10 protein-coding genes are annotated in these 9,012 nt (G+C 44.6%); 6 read left to right on the top strand and 4 right to left on the bottom strand.

Going from position 1 to position 9,012, the window contains the following annotated elements:
- On the top strand, positions 1-298 hold a 298-nt coding region (locus tag VIN08_RS10270; protein WP_331964119.1), incomplete at its 5' end, for an ATP-binding protein.
- Between the two features lie 54 nt (positions 299-352).
- Here the strand turns inward: VIN08_RS10270 and VIN08_RS10275 are convergent.
- Both VIN08_RS10275 and VIN08_RS10280 read right to left on the bottom strand, forming a co-directional pair.
- Positions 353-1,423, bottom strand: coding sequence for a dipeptide epimerase (locus VIN08_RS10275; protein ID WP_331964122.1), 1,071 nt, complete (start codon positions 1,421-1,423; stop codon positions 353-355).
- Positions 1,424-1,461: 38 nt separating this feature from the next.
- Positions 1,462-2,538, bottom strand: a complete 1,077-nt coding sequence (locus tag VIN08_RS10280) for a DUF1611 domain-containing protein (protein WP_331964125.1) — start codon at positions 2,536-2,538, stop codon at positions 1,462-1,464.
- Positions 2,539-2,655: 117 nt separating this feature from the next.
- Between VIN08_RS10280 and VIN08_RS10285 the strand changes: the two genes are divergently transcribed.
- The 5 genes from VIN08_RS10285 to VIN08_RS10305 all read left to right on the top strand — a co-directional run bounded on the left by VIN08_RS10285 (position 2,656) and on the right by VIN08_RS10305 (position 7,552).
- On the top strand, positions 2,656-3,087 hold the full coding sequence (locus VIN08_RS10285; protein ID WP_331964128.1) for a hypothetical protein: 432 nt from the start codon (positions 2,656-2,658) through the stop codon (positions 3,085-3,087).
- A 13-nt stretch (positions 3,088-3,100) separates the two neighbouring features.
- The gene (locus tag VIN08_RS10290) at positions 3,101-3,340 is read left to right on the top strand and encodes a hypothetical protein (RefSeq protein ID WP_331964131.1); all 240 of its coding nucleotides are present in this window, start codon (positions 3,101-3,103) and stop codon (positions 3,338-3,340) included.
- 320 nt (positions 3,341-3,660) lie between these two features.
- Complete coding sequence (gene rlmN / locus VIN08_RS10295) at positions 3,661-4,707, top strand: 23S rRNA (adenine(2503)-C(2))-methyltransferase RlmN (protein WP_414693271.1); 1,047 nt, start codon at positions 3,661-3,663, stop codon at positions 4,705-4,707.
- Between the two features lie 278 nt (positions 4,708-4,985).
- Positions 4,986-6,311 carry an AAA family ATPase gene (locus VIN08_RS10300; protein WP_331964134.1) on the top strand — a complete coding sequence of 442 codons (1,326 nt, stop codon included), beginning with the start codon at positions 4,986-4,988 and terminating at the stop codon, positions 6,309-6,311.
- On the top strand, positions 6,308-7,552 hold the full coding sequence (locus VIN08_RS10305) for a tetratricopeptide repeat protein (RefSeq protein WP_331964137.1): 1,245 nt from the start codon (positions 6,308-6,310) through the stop codon (positions 7,550-7,552). Before VIN08_RS10300 ends, VIN08_RS10305 begins: the two co-directional genes overlap by 4 nt.
- A gap of 75 nt (positions 7,553-7,627) precedes the next feature.
- Here the strand turns inward: VIN08_RS10305 and VIN08_RS10310 are convergent, their stop codons facing one another.
- Both VIN08_RS10310 and VIN08_RS10315 read right to left on the bottom strand, forming a co-directional pair.
- Positions 7,628-8,527: a rhomboid family intramembrane serine protease gene (locus tag VIN08_RS10310; protein ID WP_331964140.1), complete on the bottom strand. Its 900-nt coding sequence runs from the start codon at positions 8,525-8,527 to the stop codon at positions 7,628-7,630.
- A gap of 34 nt (positions 8,528-8,561) precedes the next feature.
- On the bottom strand, positions 8,562-9,012 hold a 451-nt coding region (locus VIN08_RS10315), incomplete at its 5' end, for a rhomboid family intramembrane serine protease (RefSeq protein WP_331964143.1).

Genomic DNA, 9,012 nt, shown 5'->3' on the forward strand with positions numbered 1-9,012 from the left:
CAGTACACTGGCCGATATACTTCTTACCAACCTGGTGAACAACGCACTGAAACATAACGTGAGTGGCGGCAATATTTCCATTCGAACAACTTCGCATAGTTTAACCATTGCCAATACAGGCGCAGCTCTCACCACCGATCCACAGCGACTTTTTGAACGCTTCAAAAAACAGAACCAGGCTTCCGGCTCCCTGGGGCTGGGATTGGCCATCGTAAAAAAGATCTGCGATAACTATCACCTCGACATTGAATATGCAGCGAGCGGCACATGGCATACGTTAACCATTACCAAAAAATAACGGGAACCACATCGGGTTCCCGTTTATATATACTCGCAAAAAAGTATTGATATACTATATGCGCTCTACGCCCAGACCGGGTTTATCAGAGCAATACATATAGCCATCTTTCAGTATAAATCCGCCCTTCACCACATCGCGGGCAAGATCAAGGCTTCCATCCAGATCTATATATTTCGTATTGGAGCAGGCATACGCTGCATGCAGGGCTGCCGTGATGCTTACAATACTTTCGTCATTACATCCCCAGAACAAGTCTATATTTTCATGTAAAGCTATATCGGCAATCTTGAGCGCCTGGCTTATACCTCCGCACTTCATCAGCTTGATATTAAAGATGGCTGCAGCCTTCGGAGGTTTTACCAACTCAATGGCATCGGCAGGTGTAATCAGCGATTCATCGGCTGCCAGTACATTGCGCACTTCTTTTGGCAGTCCTTTCATCTCGGCAATATCATGTGCAGGCAGTGGCTGCTCGATCAACTCCAGGTTAAGATCATACGCCCGTCCGTATAGTTCTATCGTTTGGTGCACGGTATATCCCTGGTTGGCATCCACGCGTATAACCACACCGTTGCCAAGCTGCTCACGCAATTTCATCAGGCGTTCTACATCTTCTTCCAGGCTGTGGCCGAGTTTTACCTTGAGTACTTTAAAACCACGCTTGATATAGTCTTGCGCTTCCTTCAATGTTTCCTCTACATTCTTGATACCAATGGTATTGGAAGTAGGTAGCTTCTTTATTTTTTGACCTAGGAATTTCACAAGGGGTATATCCAGGAATTTTGTAAAGGCATCGTGAAGAGCTATATCCAGTGCTGCGCGCGCAGAAGGATTCTCCGGAAATTTCTTCCACACTTCGAAGGTGAGTTGATTAAACTCGCGTATGTCGCGGCCAATGAGAAACTCCAGATTTTTTTCTTCCAGTGCTTCGAGGCATTGATCCAGTGTTTCGCCCACTACATATTCACTGGGATTGCCCGAGCCTATACCGGTCATGCCATTATCCAATGTAATCTCAACAAAGGCGTTGCGCACTTCATCTACTGTTTTAAAAGCAATGGTGTAGGGCTTGGTGTTCCCCAGGTCAACACTCCATACTTTTACATCTTTAATCTTCGTCATGTATATATATAATTATTTTACTTTATGTATACTATATATCAAACCTGTGCCAGGCTTTTCTTGATGAGCGCTTCAAACACCGGCACCAGGCTATCCACGCCATCTTCCAAAGGCAATACGGCTGGTATACCTAACTGTTTTTCATACTCACGGGCGTAGGTGCGGGCTTCTTCTTGCGTCATCTTCGCTGTGTTGATGGTAAGTGCTACGGTAGGTGCACCATATATTTTGATCAATGCAACCTCGTCTTTCGGATCTGCTATATAGGCAGGATAATATTCCATGTCTTTATACTGCTTGCGTGCAGGGTTATGCTGCAATACAACGGCATCGGCATTGGCCGAAACGATCCACTCGGCTCCGGCAGGTCCGCTCGGATTTCGTAATGATGACTGACCTTCTATAAAAATTATATCCGGCTTCGCTTCCTGGTAACACGTTACCACGGCATGTTCCATTTCACCCGAAATAAAATCATTGAGTGTTGAATCGAAAACAAAACCATATTTAGCGCCTTGCATCCAACCGGTTTGCCCGGTATAGATCATCTCGGCTTTATACCCGGCTTTGCGCATAGCCTCTACGAGAAATCGCGTGGTAGTACGTTTGCCCAATGAACAATCCGTTCCGAGCACTGCTATCTTCGGACATTTTACTTCACGGATCTTGCCTGTCCAGAAATGCAGGTCTTTAAATTTTTTCGGTTTGCGCACATCGGTTATCTCCAAACCTTTCTGGCTTGCCAGAGCCGCGAGTTCGGGTATATCTGATACATATTCATGTAAACCATTTACCAGGTTATAGCCGCTCTCCAATGCTTCTTTAAGCATAGCCCGAAGTGAGTCGGGTATAACACCACCTTTGGTAGCGACACCTACCACGCAATGCGTAGCTCTTTGAGGAGACGCGTTGGTGAAGTCGGCAATGGTAGCATATACCGGAATATTTCGTTTGTGACCATCCAGTACTTCGCCTGCATCTTTACCGGGATGCTTGCTGTCTATAATACCAACAATGTTAAAACGATCCGTGCCTCGGATCAGCCCATGCGCAGTTTTAGCGCTACCGGTGTCGAGGAATCCACCGGTAATCACAATTGCATTACTTTTTGCCATATTGAGTTTTGCTTTCTGAAGGGCCGGAATTTCGCGCAATAAAGTGAGTTTTCAAAAGTATTCACCATGAAAGCGAGTGGCTTAAATTTTGAGTAAATTTGGATAAACCAGATGTTTATGAAAGCTGCCAGCATTTTTTTTGGAGCCGTGCTCCTGCTCTGTTGTGGTATAACAAAAGGCCAATCGATCATTGGCAAATGGCAATTGGTAAAACAAACCAGTTGCCTGGAAGAAGAAACTGCCATGAACGATACCGGTGTTGAAGAAGTGATGGACGATATGAAAAGTATGTCGGGTGCAACACCACAGGTATTGCAATTCAAAGACAAGAATATGGCTGAAGAAACCACCAAGATCGTGAGCCGCAGACAAGCCTATAATTCCAAAGCATTCATGTACCGGTTCACAGGCGATGCATTGCATTTTCTCGACAAGAGGTCGCACACCATCCTGGAAAGTTTTACGGTAGAAAAATTCGATGCCGATTCGCTGATTATCTCCAACTCTTCGCGCGCCTGCGAGACAAAAATTTTTGTGCGGATTAAATAGTATCTTTACAAATATGAAAGTAGGAGAAATGAAGAATGAGATACAGAAGTTGGTGGAAACACAAAGCGATCCCACTATACTTCAACGTGTGTATGAAATTCTGGAACAGGCACAACAGGAAGCGGCATGGAAAGAGGTAATGACGGCACGTGCACTGAAGGCTGAGGAGGACATTAAAGCAGGAAGAGTATATACATTGGAAGAAGCCCTAAAAAAATCAAACGAAAATTTGAAGAGTCATAAGTGGAGATAGTCATACTGACCAGGCGATTCAAAGTCTGGACGATAGCTTAATTTTTCTGAACATTACACAAGCCCTTCCTCTCGAAAAAGCTTCTGAAATCAGAGACAGGATATATCAAAAAATCAGACTTCTGAAAACCAATCCAAGGTCTGGCCAAGTGGAATTATTTTATTCAGCACAAAAGAGAATATAGGAGATTGATCGAAGCTCACTATAAAATCATCTATTACATCGAAAACAACATCATTTATATTACCGATATCTTCGATTCCCGTCAGGATCCGAAGAGCATGAAAGGTTAAAGTTTCTTCCGTACCTTTGCGTCCGTTATGGTGGAGACAGTTTCTAAACGCGATATACGCAAGCTGAAGCTTGATGAACTGAAGAGTTTCTTTGTAGAGCATGGCGAAAAACCGTTCCGTGCCCAGCAGGTATATGAGTGGCTCTGGAATAAAGCAGCCAAGAGCTTTGATCAGATGACCAATCTTTCGGTTGGCCTGCGCGATATGCTCAAAGAGCATTTCACCATCAATCACATCAAGGTAGATCACATGCAGCGCAGCGAAGACGGCACTATAAAAAATGCTGTAACGCTATATGACGGCATGGTGGTGGAGTCTGTTCTCATACCTACTGAAAAAAGAATTACCGCCTGTGTCTCTTCACAAGTGGGCTGCAGCCTGGCATGCAAGTTCTGTGCTACGGCTCGTCTCAAACGCCAGCGAAATCTTAGTCCCGATGAGATATACGACCAGGTGGTAGCCATCAAAGAACAGTCAGAACTGTTCTTTGGCAGGCCGCTCACCAACATTGTGTTTATGGGGATGGGCGAACCATTGCTCAACTATAGCAATGTTATATCTGCTATCGAGAAGATTACTTCGCAGAAAGGGTTGAATATGGCCTCGAAGCGCATCACTGTATCTACCGTAGGCGTTACCAAAATGATTATGAAGATGGCTGACGATGGCGTGAAGTTTAACCTCGCGGTATCGCTTCACGCAGCGCTGGATAAAACGCGTTCGTCTATCATGCCTATCAATGATACCAACCCGCTGAGTGAACTGGCCGATTCACTGCGTTACTGGTATACCAAAACAAAAAGAAAAGTTACCTACGAATACGTGGTGTGGAAAGGTATAAACGATACTGAAGAACACGCTAGAGCGTTATTGAAATTTGCCAAGATCATTCCTTCCAAAGTAAATCTCATCGAGTATAACCCGATTGATGACGGAGAGTTTCAACAAGCATCTACCGAAGCGCTCGAAATGTATATGCACCTGCTGGAAAGCAACGGTATTACTACGCGCATCCGCAAGAGCCGTGGTAAGGATATAGATGCTGCTTGTGGGCAGCTGGCGAATAAGAGTTAACCGCTGTTCGTTAACGTTTATCTGTTAATAGTTAACCGTAATCCAATTCCGCAAAGGGAACACGGGGAAGGCACGAAGGTATACAAAGTATAATTCTGTGTTATTCTGCGAAATCTGTGGGAAAAAGAATTTTGCCTTTCCGGATGCGAGGGAAAAATTCATACCACGATTAACGAATAACTATTAACGATTCACTAATAACACTCATAGCTATTTTATCCCGGTGCTGTTGCCCGGGCCATGCTATCTTTGCATATTTCAGTCAAAATTGTGTAACGATGCAGGAAGAACTCATTCAGAATTTACGGGAAGCACTCAAGCTGTCCCCTCAAAATATACCCTTGCGCCTAACGCTGGCCGAAGCGCTGTTGAATAACAACCTGATGCAGGAAGCCGAAGCAGAGTATAAAATTGTATTGGAAGCGGAGCCACAAAATACGCAGGCAAAATCCGGACTGGCCAAGATTTATTTTGCTCAGGAAAAATACTCAACCGCCATTGTTATCCTCGAAGATCTTATTGAACTCAAGCCGCACGATGTAAGCCTGCTGATGTTGCTGAGTCGTTCGTTGTTGCGTAACGATGAGCAGAGTAAAGCGATGGATTATTACAAGCAGGCCCTGCAACTGAACCCTGCGCTGCTGGATGACGAGCTCGATCAATATTTACGCAAACCGGCCACAGCACCTCCGGGAGATATGGAAGAACTGCTGGAGTCCATCGAACAAGAAGTGCGTAACATGGAACGCCCCACAGTAAATTTTGATGATGTGGGCGGCATGCAAAAAGTAAAGGATGAGATCAAGATAAAAATTATACAGCCGCTGCTCCACCCCGAACTATATAAAGCCTACGGTAAAAAAATAGGTGGCGGTATATTACTCTATGGCCCTCCGGGTTGTGGTAAAACTCACCTGGCACGTGCAACGGCCGGGCAGATCAATGCGAGTTTTATATCGGTAGGTATACATGATGTACTCGATATGTGGAGCGGACAAAGTGAGCGTAAGCTGCACGAGATTTTTGAGCTGGCCCGCAGACGCACTCCGTGTGTATTGTTCTTCGATGAGATCGATGCGCTGGGAGCGAGCCGTTCAGACATGCGCCACTCAGCAAACAAAACACTCATCAACCAGTTTCTTACCGAGATGGATGGACTCGATTCTTCCAATGAAGGTGTATTGATACTCGGTGCTACAAACGCACCGTGGCATCTCGATGCTGCTTTCAGAAGACCGGGAAGATTTGATCGCATTATTTTTGTGCAGCCTCCGGATGTAGACGGACGAAACGCGATCCTGAAAATATTACTGAAAGAAAAACCGGTGGATGCTATAGATTATACAGCTCTTGCCAAACAGACACCTGATTTTTCGGGCGCTGATCTTCGCGCGGTTATCGATATAGCCATCGAAGAGAAACTGCGCGAATCGTTTGAGAAAGGTATCCCTCAACCTATCCGCACAAAAGATCTGCAGGCCGCACTAAAACAAATCAAGCCTTCTACCAAAGAGTGGTTTAATACCGCCCGTAACTATGCGTTGTATGCTAATGACTCGGGACTATACGATGAGATTCTGGAATATCTAAAGATCAAGAAATGATTCAGTCACTATTGGAACATGCGCAGCAACTGATAACGCAGCAGCGGTATAAAGATGCAGAGGCGAAGCTGCGTTCTATACTTTCACTGGAACCAAACAATACGCAGGCACTCGCGCTGTTTGCTATCTGTTTGTCAGAACAGGATAAGCAACCGGAGGCGATCAAAGTTATACAGAGTGCTATCAGTCAGGAACCGGATAACGATTACCTGCTATACCTTGCATCGCTTTTTTATTTTAAAGACGATAAGCCGAAGGACTCCGAGAAATTTATCCGTAATGCTATATCCTATAATCCGCACAGTGCCGATTACTTTGGATTACTCGCGGCTATAAAATTGAGTCAGAAAGAATGGGAAGAAGCGTTGAAGTATGCCAACAAAGGTTTAGAGAGTGATCCGGATAATCTGCAATGTCTTAATACCCGGTCTACAGCGCTATACAAACTCGATAAAAAAGAAGAAGCATACTCTACTATACAGGAAGCACTCAATAAAGATCCTGAAAATGAATTAACGCATACCAACCTCGGCTGGAGTTTGCTGGAAAAAGGAGAACAGAAAAAAGCACTGGAGCATTTTCGCGAAGCACTCAAGATCAATCCTAATTATGCGTATGCAAAAGCCGGATTGGTGGAAGGATTAAAAGCGCGTTACTGGTTCTATCGCGTCTTTTTGAAATATGCTTTCTGGATTTCGAACTTTAAAAGCGGTGGCCAGTGGGCTGTTATATTCGGACTATATTTCGGAGTGAGGTTACTGCGTGGTGTTGCTGCCAGCAACGAAACCCTGGGATATATACTATATCCTGTTATATACCTCTACACAGCATTCGCCCTCTCTACCTGGGTAATTACACCGCTCTCCAATTTATTCCTGCGCCTCAATGTATACGGACGCTATGCGCTTACGGATGAAGAGACCACCTCTTCTAATTTCGTAGGTATATCTTTCCTGCTGGGCATTATCGGATTTATAGCATACTTGTTCACCGGCAATTTTCTCTTTGCCATGCTGGGTATTTATGGCGTTGCCATGATGATTCCGCTTTCGTCTATGTATAATCCTGTAGCCAAAAACAAGCAGACTATATTAATGGCCTATACCGGTGCAATGGCATTAGCAGGTGTGGGCGCTATGTACTGGTATGCCAGCACAGGCGAGATAGGAACACTGGCAACTGTATTTTTCTTTGGTATAATAGCTTACCAGTGGATCGCCAACGCACTGATTATGCGATAGCACAAAAAGATAACAGCGATAGTATAGTTACAAATGTAGCTATACTATCGCTGTTTATTGACGCATCAAATTACTTTATTGTTTTTTGCTGGCGTTAAAGAGTTTATCCTTCTCCTCTTTGGTAAGGCTTTCGTAACCGCCATCCGATATTTTATCCAGTATAGCATCGATCTCTGCCTGCGAGATGGAAGGTCCTTTCTGCTTGGCTGCTGCTTTCTTGGAAGCAGTATCTTCGTTTCTGTAAGTCACTTTTACTTTGGGACGAGGCTTGAACAAACCCTTTACCCAATCGATGAGCACAATTACCCATCGACCCCAGTTATTGCCAGCTTGCAGTTGTTTGATATAGATAAAACCGATGAGCGCTCCACCCAGGTGTGCTACATTTCCGCCAGCATTAGATTGAACCGTGCCGAGTATTGAAATAACTATATAGAACGCAGCTATATATTTAATACGCACGGGGCCGAGGAATAACAAAAAGAAAGTATAGTCAGGCAACAGCGTAGCCGTAGCCACCACTATAGCATATACCGCAGCAGAAGCTCCGATCATACCGAGCAGCGGCACACGCTCCATAAAGAAAGGAATAAAGTTATATACCAGCAGGTAAGCCAGACCACCGGCCAGCGCCCCCAGCACATATACCGAAATGAGTTTATCGCTGCCCAAATATTCTACAAACAATTTACCGAACCAGTACAGGAACAGCATATTGAAAAGGATGTGAAATATATCCGACAGATCGTGTACAAACGCATAGGTAATGATCGTCCACGGCTTGTATATAAATGCTTCGAACGGAGCCGGTATAGCTACCTGCAGATGAAGCCACTCGCCAATTTCCGGAAACTGGCTTATTGTTGAGACCACCGTAATAACCGCCATTGCCAAAAACACAATCACGTTGATGATGATCAACTGCACATGTGCATTGTTATACCGGCTAAATGCGTTCTTAAATTCTTCAAACATATACTTCAGTCGCTATAGTTATTATTGGCTGTTGCTAATTCCAGCCGTCTCCTCCCTGCCTGCGCCAGGCAGTGATCAGCAGAAATGCAAATACTACTCCTCCCAGGTGCGCAAAGTGTGCCACTTCGCCACTTCTATCCATAAAAAAGTTTAGTCCTCCCAATAAAAATACCAGATACTTGGCTTTAATCGGTATAGGAGGTATCAACAACATGATCTCCATATTGGGGAACATCATACCAAAGCCCATCAACACACCATATATAGCACCGGACGCTCCCATCATTATACCAAAAGAACCTACTCCAAAGTACCGGTCTACGAGTATATTAAATACACCAGCTCCTATACCTGTTACCATATAGAACATGGTAAAGCGCTTGGTGCCCCAGTATGATTCGAGCATCGGCCCCATAAAGGCAAGGCTTAGCATGTTGAAGAATATATGTGTAAACCCACCATGCACAAACATATAGGTAAAGAGC

Source organism: Ohtaekwangia sp. (assembly GCF_036568665.1).
GTDB lineage: Bacteria > Bacteroidota > Bacteroidia > Cytophagales > Cyclobacteriaceae > Ohtaekwangia.